The following is a 19,345-nucleotide window of genomic DNA, read 5'->3' as shown; positions in this document are numbered from 1 at the left end:
ATGCCCCCTTATTCTTTAGTTTATTAGTGTTAATTAGCCCTGTACGGGCAATTGGGGCCATACCCCATACCTCTGCACATACATCTTCCCATGCCCCTACCCATACCCCTGCCTGCTAATGCCGGTCTGCCGGCAAACGACTTCTTTTGATCCGTGGTCATCTCCGCAACTCTTTTACTTAGTTCCGTGTGAAATGCGATTCTGTCATCAACTGTGGCATTCCACATAGTGCCCCTGAGTCCTAAAAGCTCATCGGTAGTGTATGTGCTAAAATCCGTCGCATACGCAACCCCCGTCAAAAGTGTAAGGGTTAATACTATCATAATCACCGTTTTCATATCCATTCACCTCCTTTTTGATGCTTTATAAATGTAGTATTGCAAACAACGTGCCGGAGGTAAAATACTTAAATATCAATATCTTATAATACCTTAAGCTTATATTGAATACAGAATTTTGCATGTTTAAATGCAATAATTGCACTTTGGTTTGTTATACTGATTTGCAGCCGGAAGTATAATTCCAATTCTATAGCAAAAAGCAAAAGTATGTTCTTATTGAATTTATTAAAGAAGAGATTGCCACACCCCCTGCGGGGGTTCGCAATGACGGCATATAGCTGTTTTTACTGTGTTTTTTTATTCGTCATTGCGAGGAGCGATAGCGACGTGGCAATCTCAACCACTAAAAATAATGAACGGAATTATGGTTTTCGCTATAATACCAAGCAGCAGTCAAAAGGGTAACGAGGCGGCTGGGAGCCGGCGTTTACTTTTGAATTAGAATTGGTATAAATTAACGCTTCCGTTTTAACAAATAGTCCCAAATAGGGCCGCGATGCCCCATTTGATGAAAGATTTTTACTTTATCCAAATCCTGAGAACCAACAGGATAGACCCGCTCCCTGCACAAAGCAAAAGATTCCCTTAGTTCCCTGTCAATATGTGCAGGGTCAATATAAGGTGAAAAATAATACACAGGCTCTGTCAGATTATTCTCTTTACTTAGCCTATTTTCCCGGATAGCAAGCCCGTGTATATATGTATCAGGAATTATACGAAAACCGATGTTGGCCATTACTACAGCATGTTCAATCTGCTGTACATTTTGCAGTCCCTGTTTAAATGTTTCTGTTGTCTCACCAGGGCCGCCAAAAATAATAAAGTGATTAACCGCCACAGAGTTACCGGCAAAAAGTTCATTAGTTAAAAGAACCTCTTTCCATGTAAAACCCTTCTTTAAAGCCATAAGCGTAGTGTCCGTAGAGGCGTCTGTTCCAAACTCAACTGTCTTTAGACCTGCCCTCTTCAGCAGCTCAACATCCCTTGAGCTAAACCCCTGCGGCCTTAAAAATGCCGTAAAGGGAATATCTATTTTACGCCTTATCAGCTCCCTTGCAATGTTTAAGTAGTTACCATCCACATCATTAAACACGGAATCTGCGATAGCATAATAATCCATGTTAAAATTATCACGGAGTGCTTCAATCTCATCAACCACATCAACCGCCGTCCTGAAACGATACGTTGAGCCCTCCAGCAAGGGGTAGGAGCAGTAGGCACATTTCATTGGGCAGCCTCGCTTTGTAAATAAATTAAGCATACCTCCGTGCTTTAGATAAAACCCCGACAATTCACTATTTCGATAAGAGAAGCTACAGCTTTCAGAGTGCCCGCCCCCTGTGCTGTAAAACAATTTTTGAGCAGGCCGCCGACCATTGGTAAGCCTTGCCACCAGCTCAACAAACAGTATCTCTCCCTGCCCAACTACACCGTAATCAGCCCCGCAGCTCTCCATCAGTGCAGAAGGAAACAGTGAAAACCCGGCGCCGCCCATAACCACAGGGGCCGAACTTATCCCATGCAATGTTTCAACCACTCTTTTGTACTGCTCAAGATAAGACTCAGGTTTTGCATAGTTAAGATTATCAATGTTACGGATAGAAAGCCCTGTAATCTCAGGGTTGAAGTCCCTGCACATATCCTCTAAGTTGTAGCCCAACTGTGGAGAGGCCAGCATGTCATACTCTGCTACCGTGTGTCCGGCTGCGGTTAAAGCTCCGGCAATCATGGCCATTCCCAATGGATACACCGGATACGGCTCAACTGTTGTATTACATGAAATTAAGAGTACTCTTGCCACTTAAGTTTGACCCGGCCTGTCAGACTTTCTAATATGGTCAACCGGCTTATAAGTTCCGTCTTTAACCTCACGGGCGATTACATCAAAAAATAGCGCACCCATACGAACTTCCTGAGACTTTTCCCTGTGAAATGTGTCCCAGGCGTAGTGATACGCCGCCTCCAGCTCATCAACAGACATACTCTTAGGCTTGAACACTACCCTGTCACAGGTGTAATCATCCCAGCCATTGTGGAGCAGTCTGCCCTGTTTAATGAACTGTTCCCTTACAGGGGAGTGCATAAAAGGCGTAAGAACTGTGAATTCCGCTAAATCGATATTAATTTCCAAAAGAAAATCCACCAAACGCTTTATCCCGTCAAAGGTGTGCTCATCAGTGCCCAGAATAATCGTTCCCTCCACCTTGATACCATAATCGTGGTAGTGTTTTATCCGCTTTCTGATAGTGTCCGAGGTATCCACCACCGCCTGATACACGTACCATGCACCGGCCTCATAGGCCAGCCCCAGAAGTTTATCGGTATCCTTGATTGGATGGCTTACCCATTTTTTCTTTAATGGAGCCATAGCCTTAAACAACTCCTCCTCCCATGCGTCATCCTGTGCCAGTGAGTTATCCACAAGAAACAACCGGGTATTGTCTATCTGCTCAAGCTCCTCCACCACACGCCTGAGAGGACGGGGCCTGAAGACCTTACCACCCAGATAACCGGTGCAGCAGGGAAAACAACTGAATTTGCAGCCGCGGGAGGCATGGAAAAGGTCAACCATGGGCAGCCCCCGGTACTGATACCTGCTGCGGTTTAAAATCTCTCTCCTTGCCGGCCCTACCAATGCAATATCCGGTGGATTGTGCAAGTAGTTATAGGTCCTTTTCAGATGGTTATTCTTTAAATCATTCAGCACTGCCTCCATTCTGCCCTCCGCCTCACCAATAAAAACCGCATCAACATGCTTTGACAGCTCCTCACTGTGCAAAGCGGCGGCTATGCCCCCGGCAATAACTGGAATTCCTCTGTTGCGGTAAACCTCAGCAATAGCAAATGCACGGGGCAGTTGTGCTGTAAGCATAATCGAAAGGGCGGCTACATCCGTGTTGTCATCAAATGTAAGTTCATCAACATTGTCATCAACAAATTCCACTTCAACCCAATCCGGAAGTGTTGCCGCAAAAACCACAGGCCCGTGCGGCGGCAGATGAAAAGGCGACTGTCTTAGCAGCTTACGCCACTTTGGATATATTAGTTTCATCTTCACGTTATATACCTCCGTATCCTCTTTCCGAGAAACTCCTCCTAATACCAAGTTGCATTTATTCGATTAACTTTGTTGGCTTCGTCTAAAGCTCCTTGACGTTTCCCCTTTAAAGAGGTCCATAATAGATGTTATCTCCGTGTTAAGTCCATTGCTCAAACATCCCCAATCGTGCATGATAATTTTCGAGTCAGTGTCACCAACATTTCCCTCAAGAAAAACAAAAATCGAAACCGGCGGGTCATCCGTCTCCTGTGGCGGATCATCTACCCATCCGACAAGCATCTGAGCGGCCTTGCCTGATTCAATTAACCTCACTGCGTTCTTTAATGCTGTAAGTCCCTCACGCCCCCTTTCATTACCCACACAAAAAGCCGGTCCGGTTATAGAAAAAACAATGCAGCACTCACCCAGTATAATCACCGGAAGGGTATATGAAAAAAGATTAGGACTGCTCAAAAAACCATCCTGTTCCAATGTTGTCTCGTAGTAAGCCTTATCGGTGTTTACAGTATCATAGAATGATGCGACAATCATGCCGCAAATGCTGCCTTTATCCGCCCTGTAGCCGGCATCATCCAGGGCAAGTGCAGCCCCCGCAAAGCCCATCTTGGTGAAACTATCAAAACGTCCGAAACGGGCGGGCATTCCGGTCTTTGCAAATAATTGCTCAACTGCCGGCATCTCCACAGTACCCTTTTTCAGCGGCAGCGGCAGCGTATCGTTTAATTTACCAAAACCGTTGGCTGTCACAAAGCCGCCGCCTGAAACTCTTATATTCACTCAGGAGCCCTTATAATTAGTGCGGCATTTATGCCGCCAAATCCTGAGTTTGTTGTTAGTATGTTGCAGCCTTTAAACTCCTGCTTATAGTCTCCGGCTCTGTCTGAGGCCCGCTGCTCAGGATTTTTACATCCACAGGTGGGCGGTATGGTATGCAAGGAAAGTGCCTTCAGGCAAATTGCCGTCTCCAAAACTCCTGCTGCGCCCAGAGTGTGTCCAAGCGCTCCTTTTACCGAAAACACAGGGAAACGTCTCTTATCAAAAACTCTCTCAAGGGCTGTAAGCTCCATGTCATCATTATACCTGGTAGCTGTGCCGTGGGCACAGAATGCGCCGATATCCACAGGGCTCAGGGAGGCCTGTTTCAGTGCAGCATGTATAGCCGAAGTCAGGCCGGCACCGTCCCTTGAGGGCCCCGTTATGTGGTTGGCGTCATTAGCAATCCCTGAGCCTATAAGCTCAGGCAAATTCTCACCACTGCCCTGCCGGTCTGTCAAGTGCACCGCCGCCGCCGCCTCACCTATTGCCAACCCGTCTCTGTTTATATCAAAAGGGCGGCAAACCGTTTTTGTTAATGCCCTCAGAGATGCAAACCCTGAAAATGTAAAACGGCTTACCCAGTCGGCGCCGACAACTAAAACACTCCTACACTGCCCACGTTCAATTAGCTCCGCCCCCACAGAGATACCCACCGTTGAAGAAACACACGCAGCGTTTATTTCCATCCCTGTGCCGTTGAGGGACAACACCTCCGCTATCCACTTACGGTAATCCGAGGCCCATTTCTCACTTAACCGTGCAAGCCCTCCGGCTTGTCTTTCTATCTGCTCCACCCCGCCCTTTATCCCTGTCCAGATGACAAACGTATCCGGTGACAAATCATTCAGCTGTGGTAGTAACTTTGACAAAAGCGTAATTATCTTATTTGAATCACTCATGTCTAATGAAGGTATAATGGCTGCATCCGTGCCCTCCATGTGCACGGTACTGAATCTCTTAACCGGCGCTATTGCGGTTTTTCCCAAACACAGTGCATCGAAAGTATCATCAAGGTTCTCACCCAGGGAAGTAAACGCAGCCGCCTGCTTTATGAAGACTTTAGCCATGAAGCTTACCCTCTTTCCATAAATTGCGAAACCTCTCCAGATACTGAGGTATTAACACAAGGAGATTGAAGTTAAGGTCAGTCAGAAGCTGTACGGAGTATCCTGTAGCAATTAATCTTTCCGCCGGCCCTCTGAGTTCATATTCAAAATTCAACCGTGCCGCATCTGACCAGATTGCCCTGGTGATTATTCTAAACTCCTCAGGAAAGACAATCGGCGTGTGATAATCAAAATGTAATTGATAGATTGGCGCCAGAAAGCCTGCGTTATACATATCCATGTATCCAAAGGAATATTTTCCGCCGAAAGCGGCTCTGCCGTCTTCAAAATAACTGGGATAACGGCCATGCCATACGACATGCAAGGAGTCAACCTCTTCAAAACGTGCCACACGTTGAGTTTCTACAGTCAGAGGCGGCGGGGCGGCAGGGGATGTTTCAAAGTATGCCTTGCCCCTGCGGTTGCTCATCAGGCCTCCCTCACGCTAAACAGTGCAGATGCCACTTTTCTATTGTTTACTGTAAATGCTGCATTGCACATTTTTTGTTCCCCCTTGTCTGTCACTTTACATTCACATATGAGGGGCTGCTCAGGCAGTACAACGCCCATAAATTTTGCTTTCTCTATTGTTTCCAGCCTCAAATGCTTATCCGTTAGTATCTCCGCCGCCGCAAGGGCGCTCTGAAGCACCACAACTCCCGGCAAAACAGGCGCCTGCGGGAAATGGCCGGCAAACCCCATAAACCCTGAATTAAAAGGAATGCACATAACCAAAGTGTCCTTGCCCCTGACATTTATGAGTGTATGCTCAAAAATATAATTTTCCACCCGGCTGCCCCCGCCTTTAAGTTCATCCAGCAGAGCCTCCCTTTTGCCGGTTACATCAGAAAAGGGGGATTGTCCGCTTAAAACCGGCGGCTCAAGCGGTTGATCCAGTATCCACAGAGTTAAGGTGCCCTTAGCACACACCCTGCCGTCTGAGTGTTTTATTAGTCCCTCAAGCACTGTGGCATTTTTCATGTCAAGACTACGCATTATATCTATGCAAAGAGTATCGCCGGCTCTGCTTTCAGCCGTTACCTGAAAGTCCTTAACCCCCGTTAAAAAGCCCGACCTCACAGGTTTATTTTTTTGTCTGTCGTCATAGCCTGTATAGGCGGCGGCTGTCTGGGCTATAAGCTCAACATATGCCGCCGGATTTAATCCCTCATCGGAAGCATAAAAGATATTATCCTCTTTGATTACAACGGAGGCGCCTCCCGTATCAGTTTGTACATATAAGAGCTCATCTATAAGGAGCATAGCATCACGGTGTGGCAGGTAGTCTTCTATTTTCCTTCTGTGGCTCTTTAGGGTCATGTTGCATTGCTCCTGAGGTCAAAAAACAATATGCGTTTCCGTTTACCGGGCACTGTGGTACGTGCTTCAAACTCCTCTGTGGTTAATATCTTAATCTCAGGCGTCACCCTGGCCACGGCCTGTACTTTTTCACGTATTATACGCATATCCGTGAGCTTCTGATGCAGCGCTACACATAAGATGACATGGTCTGTTCCGTCGTCGTTTAAATGCGCCTCCACGAAGCCTCCCGCCACCGCCTCCACAGACTGTACGGCATGGAGAAATGTCTCCGGATAGACTCTCGTACCCTTAAATTTAAGCATTTGGTTCTTACGTCCCAACACCGGTGCCATACGCATGGTATTGCGGCCACAGCCGCACTTTTCACTGATTAAAAACGATATATCCCCTGTCTTATAACGCAAAAGCGGCATACCCTCCACTCCCAATGGAGTAGCTACAATCTCACCTGTCCGCCCGGGAGGTAAAACATTACCATCCTTGTCAACTATTTCCACTACTATCAGCTCCGGTATTATATGGCCGCCTTTTTGCTCCTGACACTCACAGAAGGATGTGGCCATTTCAGTGGAAGCGTAGGTTGACAATACCCTTGCGCTGCACAATGCCTCTAACTCAACTATATGCGGTAGGGGCTCAAGAGCACTGTTACGGATAGACTCTCCAATTCCAATGATACGTTTCACACCGGCACTGCGGGGCTGTCCGCCGTTTCTTTCGGCCTCAAGGGCACAGCGTCTTAACAGCGACGGCACCCCTACCACTGTCTGCGGCCTTGTCAGCTTTATCAATTCCCATAGCTGGGCAGGGCTTGAAGCGCCTGAGCGGATTACTCTGTTGCCTAACTTAACTGCACCCAGAAAATAAGCAAGCCCCGCCATAAAACAACGGTCTAACGCAGCCCCCACAACCATCGTCTGTCCTTTCTCAACTCCCGCTGTTTCAAATGCAATCTCCTCATTATACGCCAGACGGGATAAATCGCCTTTGGTCTGAAGCAGCTGTGCAGGTGTTGAGGAGGTAGTTGCCGAGCTCAGGCATACATCCGCTATTTCCTCCGGCGGCACAGATAAAAACTCACTGCAACAGGTATCTAAATCGCCCTTATCTGTAAAGGGCAGGTTTTTTATTTCAGAGAGTGAACTGACCGATTGCCATTGTGTACTGTGTTGTTTAAACGTTTTCCGGTAGAAAGGAGAGTTAAGAGCGCAATATTTCAGGTGCTTTAAAAAAATCTCCGTTTGTACCCGCTCAATCATTTCAGGTGATTCAAAGGCAAGCCCTCTCCACATTTCAGCCTCACATTGGGGCAGTACCGGCATAAGATGCTTGTTATTCATCACTCTCCAAGTTTATTTTTCATCAGATTAAAGACATGTTTTTTCATTTCATATTCCCTAAACTGCCCGGTAAAGGCGTCATTAAATACCGGGGGCAAAATCTCTATGTGTATCTTAGCCGGAAACAAATACGGCCTTTGTTTTGAGAGACATCTCTCCGAGCCCGTTATACACACCGGTACAACAGGAATATTGAGGCTGCATGACAAAGAGAAAGCGCCTGAGTGAAAACGGTGGAGTTTATTGTCCGGGGATCTGTGTCCCTCCGGAAAAATAAGCATTGACACATTACGGCTAACCAACTCTTTACCTTTGGTTTCAACAAATTCAAAAAAGGACATCTCCTCGGAATTAACGTAGCCGTTTAAACGCATGATTGTTCCATAGAACGGTATTTTAAAGGGCCATGCCCTTACAAACATTATAGTATGGCAATGAGCATACGCAGCGGTAAGGTAAGCGTCCACTGCCGAGCGGTGATTTACCACATATACAACAGGCCCCCCCGGCTGTAACTCCCTGCCGGCAACCGAAATTCTCAAAACCGGCCAAAAAAGAGCCATCGAAAACTTACTGTATATATAGGTAAATCTTCTTGCTGAGCCGTCTATTCCACAGCCCTCTGCAATAAGGCTGATTAGTACTATAAACGGCACAAATGTCAGATAAATTATGCTCATAATAATAAAATAAACTAAAAATATTTGGCTAAAAATAATAAAAAAATAATCTGAAATGGATATTTTGCCTCTGTTCATCCCTCTCTCTGTTTACTGTCAATGAAATCATAAATATCGCTGACAGTACGAATTGCCCGGACCTTCTCCTCATCTTTTTCACGGGAAAACTTAAAAGAAAAAGCCTTTTCCAAAGCTGCCACCAGGTTGACACTATCGAGGCTGTCCAATTCCAAATCCGTATATAAATTAGCTTCAGAAGTTAAAGCAGCCTCATCCAGCTCAAACTCGTTAATTAAAACCTCTTTGACCTTTTTTTCAATCTCCTTGCGGCTAATCATTCCCTACACCTCCTGATAACTAACACCGAGTTTGTTCCTCCAAACCCGAAGCTGTTTTTCAAAAAAAAACGTCCACTGTATGATGTATGCCGTTTCTGTATATATGCCGGCCCTTTACAATCCTCCGAGGGGCTCTCCAGATTCATAACAGGTAAAAGCAGATCATACTCCATTGCTTTTAAACAAGCAATCAGCTCTATGACCCCGCTTGCTCCCGTGGTATGGCCGATATACCCCTTAAGTGAATTAACAAGCACCGTCTCATCGCCAAAGACCTCTCTTATTCCTGCGGCCTCTGCGGCATCACCCTGAAGAGTTCCTGTGGCGTGGGCATTAACAAAGCTGATGTCCCTCTCACTGAGACCTGAGTCCGACAGTGCCGCCCTAATGCAGCGTACAATGGACTCAGTGCTTGATTGTGCCATAGAGGAGGCATCGGTCAGTGTGGAAAATCCTGTCACCTGAGCAATGCACTTTGCTCCACGGGCCTTAGCCGAGCTCTCCGACTCTAAAACCAGACACCCGGCGCCTGCGCCGCAAACCGTACCGTCGCGGTCCTTATCAAACGGCCTCGGGGTACGCTCCGGTGTGTTGTTGTACTTGTACGAGCTGGCCTTAAGCAGATCAAAGGAGCTTGACACCAATGGGTGCAATTCATCTGAACCGCCACAGAGCATAATGTCCTGTGTACCGTTTCTAATGGTTTCAAAACCAAGGCCTATAGACTGTGTAGATGATGTACAGGCCGAGCACGGTGATATCACTCTGCCGTATATACCAAAGGCATGGGCGATATTAGCCGCAGAGGTATGGCTCATTATTTTAAAGAAAGTCCCTGAATCCGTATCTGATAAGCTGCGCTTTTGAAAGTAACTCTCAAAAAAACCGCTCAATGCCTCTGTAGAGCCCGTTGTTGAGGCAAAAGACACACCCATTGTGCCGCTTGCTCTCAGCTGCTCTGTAATCCCTGCCTCATGCAGGGCATCTTTTACTGCATAGTATGCCATCCGGCTGGTTTTCCCCATACATCTGCGAAATTTCCTGGGTATTGCCCTGGAATCAAAGGCATCGTCACTAACCGGAGCTCCCACCCAACATTGCAGGTCAGGAATGCAGCGTTCCCACGTTTCTTTCATATTCCTTACTGCACTTTGCCCTGCTTTCATTGAGTTTAACATAATATCAACACCCATGCCAAAAGGAGACAACACGCCCATCCCTGTAATATAAACACTATTCATTATAAAGCCTTATCTGGTTCCGGATATTTTCCAACCCAAAAATCATGGACGTTGAGATAAAAGCCGATATCATAGTACCCATTAAGCCTGGGAGCTGAACACTCTGCCCGCACAGGTACAGAGCCCGCACTGAGGTGACAGGGATTAGATCACTCTGATACACTGTGTGCTTAGTACCGTATGCCGACCCTCCGGGTGTTGCCGTGTAACGCTCTATTGTATGCGGGGTGGCAGCCTCTAAGAGTCTATAGTTGCCGGTAAGTGCCGGAAACAGCTCCTCCACCTTTTTAAGAATATACCGGGTGTGTTTATCTTTAAAGTTATAATAGGCAGGGTCAACCGTGCGCTGTGCATATTGTTCAATTCCGGGCATTTGCTGAGGACTTGTGCTGATAACACTGAGAGCTTTCCTTTTATCTCCTCTCTCATCAGAGGCCATAACGGCTATATACTCCCTGCCGTCAGTACTAAAAACATAATTATTGGTAGCCTTAAAAACATCCGGCATGTTAAAAACATCCAGCCAGATTATAAAAAAAGAGTCAGTGCCGGCATGGCCTTTGAGTCTGTTGATAAAGGCAGGTTTTACCGCTCCTTGCGGCAGCATTGTACATAAGAGGTGCGGATGTGCGCTAAAGAGGCAGTAATCACACTCAACACGGCCGCCATCTGATGTATGCACGGCTTTAATGCTCTTACCCTCCGCTACCTCCAACTGCACAACCTCACGGTTACAGGCAATCTCACCGCCCTGTGACATAAACACTTCTGAGAGCGCATCTGCTATTTCATCACCGCCTCTGTCAAACATGTAGGCTGAATCATAAAAAGCCCCCATAATCAGTGCATGGTAATGCATAGAGATTTCCCTGCCCTCTGTTGCACACAAAGCATAGCAGTGATTCCCTGCGATACTTATGAATTCGTCCTCTGCACCGTGGCCTTTGAGAAAATCATGAAAAGAGATATCGCTGTTGCATGCTGTTAAAGAGTAGTTTTCAAAGTCTAAATCAAAATTTATAAACGGAGTACTATCCTGTGTCTTTATTATATAGTCCATGTAGGCATTAACAGCGGTGGCACTTTCAGGGAAATAATTGAGATATGCCTGTCTTACATTTTCAAATCCGCATGGTATTTCATAGACTTTTCCATTGTAGAAGATACGGTCAAAAGCCTTTGTATTCATAAGCAGTGGAGTTACCCTATCCCATATTCCGAGATACTTAAACATTGCAGGCATTGCAGAAGACTTAAAACCACCTGCATAATGAAACCCCACATCGCACCAGAGCTCATTACGCTTAAAACGTCTTACAAGGGGTGAGGGCTTCTTATCTCTTTCCAGCACCAGCACTTTGTGGCCGTTTTTTTGCAGCACTATGGCGGCACTAAGACCCGAAAATCCTGAACCTATTACTATTGAATCGTATTTCAATTTTCAAGATCCAGTAAGAGGCACGAATTAGTACCTCCAAATCCCGATGAATTACAGAGGATTTTCTTCAAGTTGAAATCAGTTATTTCCTTTACAATTTTTAAGGGAGGAGCATCCTGTTCTTGTCTTTCAAAATTAAGATTAGGGGCAATAAAGTGCTCTGCGGCCATAAGCAGTGAGTAAACAACCTGACCGGCACCTGCCATCCACATCTCATGTCCGGTGTATGATTTCAAAGAGCTAACCCACGGCCCCTGTGCACCAAAAACATTATAAATAGCCGCCGCTTCCGCTCTGTCCCCTAAAGGTGTGGAGGTTGCATGAGCGCAGATATAATCCACCTCATCAGTGTTTGTGCACCCGCCTTTGAGACACTCTTCCATGCAGCGCTGAAGCCCCTCGCCTGTGGGGACAGCCAGATTCTTCCCGTCTGAGGAAAATGCGTATGATTTAACTGTGCACAGAATGGGAGCACCCCTCTTTCTTGCCAGCTCCTCTCTCTCTAAGCAAACAACAGCGGCACCGCCCCCAGGAATCAGCCCATCCCTCAGGGCGTCAAAAGGACGGGATGCCCTGTGAGGCTCATCCTCCCTGGTTGACAGGGCATTGATGGCGTCAAAGGCTGCCACGTTTTCCCAGTTGACTTCCTGCACACCCCCGCTTACGGCTCTGTCCTGTCTGCCCATGGCTATCAGACCGGCGGCCTGTCCTATGGCATGTCCGGCGCTTGCACAAGCTCCGCTTAATGTCCATGATGCGCCTCTGTTGCCTAACAACACGTTGAGATTCATTGTAACAGTGGAGGTCAGGGCCTGAAAGACCAGATTGGCGCCAAGAGACATCGTACTCTTTGCCTCCATAGTAAGGGCGGCCTGTTTATAATTAGCCAGCGTGCTGGAATCATTTCCCAGAATCAATGCGGTTTTCTCACTTCTGATTTCATCATCACTCCAGCCGGCCTGCCCGATTGCCTCCAATGCCGCCACATATCCGTGCTTGACAAACTCAGGCATCGAGAGGGATTTTTTTCTTTCTATTTTAGGCATCTGAAAATCATCAATAACACCGCTTAAGGCACTGCGGAAACCGATAACTTTACGTTCCGGTACAAGCCTGATGCCACCCTTGCAGTGCTTTAACGACTGTGTTACCTTTTCCTTACCACATCCTAAACATGAAACAATCCCCATTCCCGTAATAGCCACTGAGTGCATTGTGCAGTATTCCTGATCTTAAGTATCCAAAAGCATTCAGAAATACACTCCACTATGGATAACGACGGAGTTAATACCGGTATTATTTTCATTAAGCCCACCGTTTGACACATGGTGCCAGCGAAGCTGCACATAATATTTCTTTAATATATCCACACCAAAACCAAACTGTGGATTAAAATTAAAATTCAGTCCCTGACCCTCCACTTTAAAGCCGGTATAAATCACACCTATTCCGCCCAGGGCATAGATACCCGCACTATCAGGCTCAGTTGTAAGTAATAGTTTTACAAGGACACCCGCAGAGAGAATCAATTTAGCCGGACCATCCACAGTAGCGCCTGCCTGTGCCTCCAATATCCAATTAAGGACAGGGGAAGCCTTGTAGGGGAAAAAAGGGTCTCTGTCATAAACCCAAAAGACATCTGCAGTTGTAAATCTTATATCATCCGTATGAGGAGACCAGTTTTGGCCATAAGATACGCCAAGCCCCCGACTAACCGGCCCTTTGATTAAGCCAATCTCCTCAGCCCTTACTGCTACAGCCCATTGGAGCAATACAAGGACGGAAATGATTATCAATAAACCATGCCTTATCAACATATACCGCCATTTACGCCGATAACCTGCCCGTTAATGTAATCAGCGTTTTCAGAGGCCAGAAAACCCACCAACGATGCCACCTGCTCCGGCTTACCAAGTTTTTGTACAGGTATCATTTTCACTATTTCCTTTACTGGAAGGTCTTTAACCATGTCAGTCTCAATAAAGCCTGGAGCGACACAGTTAACATTGATTCCCCGTTTGCCGACCTCTTTGGCTAATGCTTTGGTGGCGGCTATCAGCCCGCCCTTTGCTGCGCTGTAGTTTACCTGCCCGGGGTTGCCTATAACGCCGGATACGGAAGCAATGTTTATAATCTTACCGCTTTTACGCTGCAACATGCCGGGCAACACCTTCATCGTCACGTTAAAGAATCCGTTTAATGTTGTGCCTATAACCGAAGTCCAATCATCCTGTGTCATCCAAATCATTAAGCTGTCACGGGCAATTGCGGCATTGTTAACTAAAACATCCGGCGTTCCCAGCCTTTCCGTCAGTTCAGTTAAGGCTCCGTCAACAGCTGCATTATCTGCCACATCAAACTTTAAAAGTAAAACCTTACGTCCAATTTGCTCAATCAGGCCGGCCACCTCCCGGGCCTGCTCGTCACGGCTGTGGTAGTTAAGCCAAATATCAAATCCTTGCCATGCAAGCTGTAAAGCTATTGACCTGCCTATCCCTCTTGATGCACCTGTTACCAATGCTATCATAAGAACCCGTTAAATAATACAGGGTTGCTGTCGAAAGAGTAACGAGGCGGCTGGGTGCTTTCGATGATGCCAACAAAGTTAATCGAATGAATGCAACCCGATATAAGCCGTTTATGAAGTTTACAAATAATAAAACAAGGCATTACCTACCGTTTTCCCCCAATTACAACACTATTTTATTGAAAAGCCGTGCCCGCATCTAAATTCTACATCTTTATAAATTAATTGTCAAGTTTTTTAAAGAGCGTGTCATACTACTGTCAATGAGGTTGGAGGTAAAAATCCTTTGGCGGTACTTATTTTAGTTCAGTTGGAATTAGACATTTCCCATGCGATATAATCCTCTGTAAAGTATTTTGGCCGCACCTTCTTGAACTCTTTTATCGAAAATAATACTTTATAATCGTTCAGAGAGTTCATGTTATTGATTTTTTCAACTACCGCTTCCACATCCCCGACACTCTTGCCATGTATAACCCCATAGAGATTATACAGCCACTGATGAGTTGTGGTACGTTCATAGCAGTGTGAGACGGCTTTAAAGGAAGCAATACTTGAGCCGACCTCAGCTATTCGCTCCTGCGGGACCCTCCACACCACCATCGCATTAGCACTGTAGCCCATCTTTCTGTGAAACATAACGGCGGCAATCCGGCGTATTATTCCGCGCTTTTGAAACTCCCTGAGTTTATCCAGAAGATAATCCTCATCAAGCCCTAAGATTTCAGCAAAATGCAAAAACGGTTTTCCAACCAGCGGCATATCTATCTGAGTTACACGCACAATTTGTTTTTCCTCGTTTGTAAGAGGTATAAAGACATTTTTGTTTACTTGCACCTCTTCCCTGTCACCGGCCTCCCAGTAAGAGCCAAGCATAACGTTTATTTTAAAACGCTTCACCGGTGCTAAAATTGCGTAGTCTGTAACACCGCAGAGCTCTGCAAGCTTTTGTACTGTTTTATCAAGTCCGTTAAAAACGCTTGAATCCACCGCTATTGTAAACCAGAGATTAAAAAACTCTGAACGTTCGTAATTATGGCTTACGCCTGGATACGTGTTTATTATTTTAGCCGCTGAGTCTATGGTGTCGGAGGTAGTTCTGAAAGCAACCAACGCTACCTCATAGCCGAGCATTTTCGAGTCGTAAATAGGCGATATTTGTCTTATTATTTTATTGTCTTTAAGACTCTTTATCCTGTTGATAAGCTCTGTTTGCGTCAAACCGAGGGTTACTCCCATCTCTGAAAACGGCTCCTTAGTAATGTATATGCCCCTTTCCAGAAGTTTGATAATTTCATCCTGTTCCATCTGATTTCCTGCCTCTCTTAATATATGAAAATACCGGAAGGGCTTGGAACTTCATACAATGGTTTGAGTTCCATGCTTTTCATGTCAATTGATTTGATCATGTTTTCAAAGTACGATGATACATAAAGGGTGCTGCTGTTTTTTGAAAATCTCATGTGCATTATTCTTCTGCCGGCTTCTATGTTTTTAATCACTTTTTGGCCGGCTAATTCTATAATTGTTATGTAATTATCCATATCTCCGCTGTAGTTTACCGCAATGTATTTGCCATCCGGCGACACTACGACAAATACCGGAAGGCCGATTAGTTCGATAAACCCAAGATGTTGAAAATTATTAATATCGTATAACATCAGCTTTTTATCGCCTACAGCAGGTATGTAGGCTTTCCTGTGGTGTATTCCCCATGTGCCGAAGTGCGGGATTTTATACACAACTTCCGTCCCCGCCTTTATTATATATTCGTTGTACTGAAAGTCTTTAAGGGAAAGAGCCCCGGTGCCTCCCTTAAAAAAACCTACCATGTAGGTATCATCGGAAAGTAATGCATCGAAAGGCAAGTTACCGGTTGTCTTTATGGTTTTAATTTTTTCAAAGTTTTTATCGGCATTGTGTATCCAAATTTCATCTCTGTCCATAAGTGCATACATAAAGTAGTTATCTGCACACTTTATTCCAACATTTCTTGATTCTGTATCAAATTTCTTAACTACCTCCAGATTAAGGTCAAGAAAGACAACATCACGGGGGTCATAATTCGCTACACCGATAAAGTTTCCACAAGAGACAAAACCAATGCCACTTTCACCAACTGCTACTTTTTTAACAACAGTGTCAGTGGTTGTATCTATTTTGGAAAAATAGCCGTCTCTGCTGATAACATAGGCAAACTTACCGTAAAATTTTAACGTTGCATGGTTTAAGTTACCAAGACCGGCAATTTCATATGATTTCTTTTGTTCATCTATAACGGCAAGTGCACCACGCTCACGCTCCACAACATATATCTTCTCCGCCTCTGACGTGCTTACCCATAAAAGGCAGCATATAGTTGATATTATGGCTGTTAGATAAGACATCCCGGGTCCTCCGCATCATAAGTTCCATAAAAGGCATAAGCCCGCGCCCTGCAGTTACCGTTACAAATCGCCAAATACTCACAATTCATACATTTACCTTTAACCTTCCTTGGCTTTTCTCTGAGCATGGTTAATAAGCCGTTGGAGTTCCAGATTGAAGTTAATGAGTTTTCGTGCAGATTGCCGCAGTTATGTACAAAAAACGGATCCGGCCTTACCTCACCCCTGTGGTTTATATTCATAAGTTTCACTCCTGCCTGGTTTCCACCCCAATGTGTTAAGCTCTGCAAAAGGATTGGATAAACCTCCGGCAGCTGCTCCTGTACAGTGTTTAGAAACACCACAGCCTCGGAGTCATTGTTGCCGGTAACTATTTTTGTTATGCCACCCTCTTTAAAATACTCAATTGTTTTATTAATTGTCAATCTAACCGAGGACAAATACTCCTGCCGTTTTGGTAACATCAGGTCTTTGCCACGCCCTGATGTGACTATGTGTGATATGTAGAGTTTTGGAATTTTCATTTCCTCAACAAGTCTGAATATGTGAGGCAGACTTCTATAAGTAAGATTTGAAAGAGTAAATCTGACCCCGACGTTAATTCCGGCCTCCATGCAAAGCCCTATAGCCCGTATAGAGCTGTCGTATGCACCGAATCTACCACGAAAGTGGTCGTGCACTCCGGGCTCTCCGTCAATGCTTATCCCGACATACTGAAAGGAGTCCTTTATCTTATCAATTATATTTTCGTTTATTAATAAGCCGTTAGTTGAAAGTGTCAGATTCAAACCGCTCTTTCTCATGATACCGGCAATATCGAAAATATCCTGTCTGAGGAGGGGCTCCCCACCGGAGAGAATTACCATTTTTACACCTGACTCTTTTAGTTGCGGCAACACACCGGCTATTGTTTCAATACTCATTGTGCTTTGAAGTTCCTCATTAGCACTTGAGTAACAGTGCTTGCATGTAAGATTACACTTATTAGTCAGATTCCAGATGCAAACAATACCCTTCATTTCCTTATAAAGTTTTCCTGATGAGGAGTCGTGAAGAAACTCTGAAAGCCGAAGCATTTAGTTATCCTTAAACTCATACATAAATCTTAAAATCACTTCCAACTCTTCCTTTTTCAAGTTAAGGTGAGGCATTGCCGAGGTTTTACTGTACTGCTCTTTTGCAGACTTTTCAGGGTCAACTATGTGGGCAACAATTTTACCTTCATCTCTGTTATTTACAATCCACTTGAAAGAGGGACCGAAGGCCTCACGGGTCGTGTGGTGGCAGCCCCAGCACTTTACATTAAATACCTCCTGTCCAAGTTGAAACTTCTCATATGAGCGGGATTTATGCACAAAATTGTATTTCCCAACCGGCAAAACGGCCTTAACCCTCTTTAGCTCTTTTAAAGTTGCCGAGTCATAAAACACCAATTCACCATCAGGGTCAAACACGCTAACCATAGCAATAGAGCCATCGCCGGTAAACTCCGTATGCGTTGCCTTTTTGCCCTTAAGTGGCGTTATTTCCCTCATACTGAAGTCTTTTTTATTTAATAAGACCAGTTTATCCGACCCATTGTCTATCCATAAATAAGGAGTTTTAGGCGTTGTCTTTACAAAAAACCCCTCACCCCCGATTTCTATCTCTTTAACCATATCCCAGTTATACATTTTCCATACTGATATGGTGGGTTTACTTATGTGAGGAGTCGCAAAATAAAAATCCCCGCCGCTATACCAAAAAGCGGCAGGCGCAAGGTGGGGCATACTCTCCATCTCTCTTCTATAAACTTCTTTTTCCGTATGAAGATCATAAACTATTACCAGCTTTTTACCTCGTGAGGTACCAACTACATACCGCTCTAGAGGATCTATAAAGAAATCATCGAAAGTACATTCAACTGTAGTGTAGTCTATCTTAAAATCAATTGTGTTTAATTTGCCGATTAGCGGCTTTTCGTTTATTGTAAACAGAGCCTTATCGTCACTATACGTTTCATAGATAGCGTTAATGCGTCCTGGAACCTCCAGGGTCTTAACCGGACTCAGGTCGGCCGCCGATAAAATTTCTATTTGCTGCGGCATAAGGCACGCCGCCAATATATATTTACCATCTCTTGAGAGACTTATATTTCTAAGATTCACACAGGCTCTTACCTTGCCGTAGTAGCGCTCATCAGTAAGGTTATACTTGCCTATCCAGCCGTCTCTTGAGGGAATAAAAAACATTTTTCCATCTGTTGAAAACTTCCCGCCACCGTGGACGTTTTGGAAATCAAACCAGTCAAAAGCCCTGTCGTTATACATTATCCATACTTTATTCCTACCTCTTTCAACAACAGCGGTTATGTTTTTTTTGTCAACAATTTTCTTAAACTGCTCGATACTGACCGGGTTTATTTCAGTTTTGTTAAGTGTTATGCTTTGTAAAATATCACTCTTGTCCCACTTTACCGTTGCCGGGGATCTGACAAAAGAAATTATATTTTTTACCTCAGCATCCGAGGTATCCGGAAACGAGGGCATCTGAGTTGCGGGCAATCCTTCCCTTATGACTTTTGTAAGAGCCTGGTCGGAGTACTTCTTAAGAAGAGGTGGAAGAAGCGGAGAGGCTGTTTTTCCCAGCCTGTCCGCTCCATGACATTGTGAACAATATTTGTTGTACTCCTCCCCGTCTCCACACAATGCTGAAACGGGAAGGAGCACTATAACTATCACTACTGCTACAAAGTACTTAAAAAACAT

General features: G+C 45.1%; 19 protein-coding genes. All 19 read right to left on the bottom strand.

Annotated features, from left to right (window positions below):
• Window positions 1-29: 29 nt before the first annotated feature.
• Window positions 30-338 carry a DUF1104 domain-containing protein gene (locus tag H7844_03910; protein MEO5356428.1) on the bottom strand — a complete coding sequence of 103 codons (309 nt, stop codon included), beginning with the start codon at window positions 336-338 and terminating at the stop codon, window positions 30-32.
• A 457-nt stretch (window positions 339-795) separates the two neighbouring features.
• Window positions 796-2,142: a cobalamin-dependent protein gene (locus tag H7844_03905; protein MEO5356427.1), complete on the bottom strand. Its 1,347-nt coding sequence runs from the start codon at window positions 2,140-2,142 to the stop codon at window positions 796-798.
• Entirely contained in the window at window positions 2,143-3,399 is a 1,257-nt protein-coding gene (locus H7844_03900) for a cobalamin-dependent protein (protein ID MEO5356426.1), read from the bottom strand. It lies immediately after the preceding gene.
• 63 nt (window positions 3,400-3,462) lie between these two features.
• Window positions 3,463-4,179, bottom strand: a complete 717-nt coding sequence (locus H7844_03895) for a hypothetical protein (GenBank protein ID MEO5356425.1) — start codon at window positions 4,177-4,179, stop codon at window positions 3,463-3,465.
• On the bottom strand, window positions 4,176-5,285 hold the full coding sequence (locus H7844_03890; protein MEO5356424.1) for a beta-ketoacyl-[acyl-carrier-protein] synthase family protein: 1,110 nt from the start codon (window positions 5,283-5,285) through the stop codon (window positions 4,176-4,178). Before H7844_03890 ends, H7844_03895 begins: the two co-directional genes overlap by 4 nt.
• Window positions 5,278-5,754 carry an acyl-CoA thioesterase gene (locus tag H7844_03885; protein MEO5356423.1) on the bottom strand — a complete coding sequence of 159 codons (477 nt, stop codon included), beginning with the start codon at window positions 5,752-5,754 and terminating at the stop codon, window positions 5,278-5,280. Before H7844_03885 ends, H7844_03890 begins: the two co-directional genes overlap by 8 nt.
• On the bottom strand, window positions 5,754-6,644 hold the full coding sequence (locus tag H7844_03880; GenBank protein ID MEO5356422.1) for a hypothetical protein: 891 nt from the start codon (window positions 6,642-6,644) through the stop codon (window positions 5,754-5,756). The genes H7844_03885 and H7844_03880 overlap by 1 nt, the downstream gene beginning before the upstream one ends.
• Window positions 6,641-7,987, bottom strand: a complete 1,347-nt coding sequence (locus tag H7844_03875; protein ID MEO5356421.1) for an AMP-binding protein — start codon at window positions 7,985-7,987, stop codon at window positions 6,641-6,643. The genes H7844_03880 and H7844_03875 overlap by 4 nt, the downstream gene beginning before the upstream one ends.
• Window positions 7,987-8,745 carry a 1-acyl-sn-glycerol-3-phosphate acyltransferase gene (locus H7844_03870; protein MEO5356420.1) on the bottom strand — a complete coding sequence of 253 codons (759 nt, stop codon included), beginning with the start codon at window positions 8,743-8,745 and terminating at the stop codon, window positions 7,987-7,989. The genes H7844_03875 and H7844_03870 overlap by 1 nt, the downstream gene beginning before the upstream one ends.
• Window positions 8,742-9,005, bottom strand: coding sequence for a phosphopantetheine-binding protein (locus tag H7844_03865; GenBank protein MEO5356419.1), 264 nt, complete (start codon window positions 9,003-9,005; stop codon window positions 8,742-8,744). Before H7844_03865 ends, H7844_03870 begins: the two co-directional genes overlap by 4 nt.
• Window positions 9,002-10,246 carry a beta-ketoacyl-[acyl-carrier-protein] synthase family protein gene (locus tag H7844_03860; protein ID MEO5356418.1) on the bottom strand — a complete coding sequence of 415 codons (1,245 nt, stop codon included), beginning with the start codon at window positions 10,244-10,246 and terminating at the stop codon, window positions 9,002-9,004. Before H7844_03860 ends, H7844_03865 begins: the two co-directional genes overlap by 4 nt.
• Complete coding sequence (locus H7844_03855) at window positions 10,239-11,684, bottom strand: NAD(P)/FAD-dependent oxidoreductase (protein ID MEO5356417.1); 1,446 nt, start codon at window positions 11,682-11,684, stop codon at window positions 10,239-10,241. The genes H7844_03860 and H7844_03855 overlap by 8 nt, the downstream gene beginning before the upstream one ends.
• Window positions 11,681-12,898 carry a beta-ketoacyl-[acyl-carrier-protein] synthase family protein gene (locus tag H7844_03850; GenBank protein MEO5356416.1) on the bottom strand — a complete coding sequence of 406 codons (1,218 nt, stop codon included), beginning with the start codon at window positions 12,896-12,898 and terminating at the stop codon, window positions 11,681-11,683. The genes H7844_03855 and H7844_03850 overlap by 4 nt, the downstream gene beginning before the upstream one ends.
• A 36-nt stretch (window positions 12,899-12,934) precedes the next feature.
• Window positions 12,935-13,501, bottom strand: coding sequence for an acyloxyacyl hydrolase (locus H7844_03845; protein MEO5356415.1), 567 nt, complete (start codon window positions 13,499-13,501; stop codon window positions 12,935-12,937).
• Window positions 13,495-14,211, bottom strand: coding sequence for a 3-oxoacyl-ACP reductase FabG (gene fabG / locus H7844_03840; GenBank protein MEO5356414.1), 717 nt, complete (start codon window positions 14,209-14,211; stop codon window positions 13,495-13,497). Before fabG ends, H7844_03845 begins: the two co-directional genes overlap by 7 nt.
• 306 nt (window positions 14,212-14,517) lie before the next feature.
• Window positions 14,518-15,519 (bottom strand): Lrp/AsnC family transcriptional regulator, encoded by a 1,002-nt coding sequence (locus tag H7844_03835; GenBank protein ID MEO5356413.1) that lies wholly within the window; start codon window positions 15,517-15,519, stop codon window positions 14,518-14,520.
• A 17-nt stretch (window positions 15,520-15,536) separates the two neighbouring features.
• The gene (locus H7844_03830; GenBank protein MEO5356412.1) at window positions 15,537-16,598 is read right to left on the bottom strand and encodes a NirF protein; all 1,062 of its coding nucleotides are present in this window, start codon (window positions 16,596-16,598) and stop codon (window positions 15,537-15,539) included.
• On the bottom strand, window positions 16,586-17,674 hold the full coding sequence (locus tag H7844_03825; protein MEO5356411.1) for a radical SAM protein: 1,089 nt from the start codon (window positions 17,672-17,674) through the stop codon (window positions 16,586-16,588). Before H7844_03825 ends, H7844_03830 begins: the two co-directional genes overlap by 13 nt.
• Complete coding sequence (locus tag H7844_03820; GenBank protein ID MEO5356410.1) at window positions 17,675-19,345, bottom strand: nitrite reductase; 1,671 nt, start codon at window positions 19,343-19,345, stop codon at window positions 17,675-17,677.

The organism is Nitrospirae bacterium YQR-1 (assembly GCA_039908095.1).
Taxonomy (GTDB): Bacteria; Nitrospirota; Thermodesulfovibrionia; order Thermodesulfovibrionales; family Magnetobacteriaceae; genus Magnetomonas.
The sequence above is the reverse complement of the archived record's forward strand: the minus strand, read 5'-3'. Positions and strand labels throughout refer to the sequence as shown.

Coding starts and splice junctions, on each gene's coding strand:
- H7844_03910 (MEO5356428.1), bottom strand. CDS start 338: ATGAAAACGGTGATTATGATAGTATTAACCCTTACACTTTTGACGGGG.
- H7844_03890 (MEO5356424.1), bottom strand. CDS start 5,285: ATGGCTAAAGTCTTCATAAAGCAGGCGGCTGCGTTTACTTCCCTGGGT.
- H7844_03885 (MEO5356423.1), bottom strand. CDS start 5,754: ATGAGCAACCGCAGGGGCAAGGCATACTTTGAAACATCCCCTGCCGCC.
- H7844_03880 (MEO5356422.1), bottom strand. CDS start 6,644: ATGACCCTAAAGAGCCACAGAAGGAAAATAGAAGACTACCTGCCACAC.
- H7844_03875 (MEO5356421.1), bottom strand. CDS start 7,987: ATGAATAACAAGCATCTTATGCCGGTACTGCCCCAATGTGAGGCTGAA.
- H7844_03870 (MEO5356420.1), bottom strand. CDS start 8,745: ATGAACAGAGGCAAAATATCCATTTCAGATTATTTTTTTATTATTTTT.
- H7844_03865 (MEO5356419.1), bottom strand. CDS start 9,005: ATGATTAGCCGCAAGGAGATTGAAAAAAAGGTCAAAGAGGTTTTAATT.
- H7844_03860 (MEO5356418.1), bottom strand. CDS start 10,246: ATGAATAGTGTTTATATTACAGGGATGGGCGTGTTGTCTCCTTTTGGC.
- H7844_03850 (MEO5356416.1), bottom strand. CDS start 12,898: ATGCACTCAGTGGCTATTACGGGAATGGGGATTGTTTCATGTTTAGGA.
- H7844_03845 (MEO5356415.1), bottom strand. CDS start 13,501: ATGTTGATAAGGCATGGTTTATTGATAATCATTTCCGTCCTTGTATTG.
- fabG (MEO5356414.1), bottom strand. CDS start 14,211: ATGATAGCATTGGTAACAGGTGCATCAAGAGGGATAGGCAGGTCAATA.
- H7844_03835 (MEO5356413.1), bottom strand. CDS start 15,519: ATGGAACAGGATGAAATTATCAAACTTCTGGAAAGGGGCATATACATT.
- H7844_03830 (MEO5356412.1), bottom strand. CDS start 16,598: ATGTCTTATCTAACAGCCATAATATCAACTATATGCTGCCTTTTATGG.
- H7844_03825 (MEO5356411.1), bottom strand. CDS start 17,674: ATGCTTCGGCTTTCAGAGTTTCTTCACGACTCCTCATCAGGAAAACTT.
- H7844_03820 (MEO5356410.1), bottom strand. CDS start 19,345: ATGTTTTTTAAGTACTTTGTAGCAGTAGTGATAGTTATAGTGCTCCTT.